Origin of the sequence: Vibrio sp. 1562, from assembly GCF_033340155.1 — a bacterium.
GTDB lineage: Bacteria > Pseudomonadota > Gammaproteobacteria > Enterobacterales > Vibrionaceae > Vibrio > Vibrio alginolyticus.
In genome coordinates, this window is sequence record NZ_JAWOVY010000328.1 from 1 (window position 1) to 709 (window position 709).

At 49.6% G+C, this 709-nt stretch carries 1 protein-coding gene; it reads left to right on the forward strand.

The window, feature by feature from the left end; all coding sequences use genetic code 11:
* A partial coding sequence (locus R7Z49_RS24980) for a DUF3971 domain-containing protein (RefSeq protein WP_318112383.1) occupies positions 1 to 709 on the forward strand: 709 nt, incomplete at both ends.

Consider the following 709-nt stretch of genomic DNA (forward strand, 5'->3'; position numbering starts at 1 on the left):
CCAATGACGCTAGAAAAAGCCACTGGACGCAGTCAGTGCGACAACGATGTGGTGACGACATCTGGCTTGTCAGCAGAGTTACTCTCGCAGCCTATTTCACTCGATTTCCACGGCGAAAGTGCGGTCCAAGGCTACAACGTGACCATCAATACTTTAGGTGATTGGGATGTAGAGCCTCTCAAGCCTTATTTGGGTGAACGTTGGTTGAGCTTGGTTTCCGGTCATGCACCTTGGCAAATGGACATTGACTTGCAGCTCAACGATGTGGGTTTTACTTACCAAGTGGATGTGTTGGCGCAGCTCGGTCGATTAGCCAGTGAATACCCATACCCATTGACGAAAAAGGTCGGAGAAGCTGGTCAGGCAAAACTCCAAGCATCGGGGAATCAGGAGAGCATTTCGGCTCGTTTGCAAATCCCAAATGCGAAATATCAGACCGAAATTGATATCTCGGGCGATGTGCCAGTGTTAACCGCGACCAACTTAGTGTTAGGCAAAGGCGGTTTTAAAATTAGCCCTGTCGTTGGGCACGATGCTTCGATTCGTCTAGATGAGGTAAACCTAGATAAGTGGGCGACGTTACTGGATACGCCAGAGAGTAAAGCGCAATCGGTGCTGGCAAACATGCAGACGCCTACGATTCCTTTACCAACGCGTATTGAAGTCGAAACGCCGAACTTGTTGCTGGGCGGCATTGAGTTTCACGATG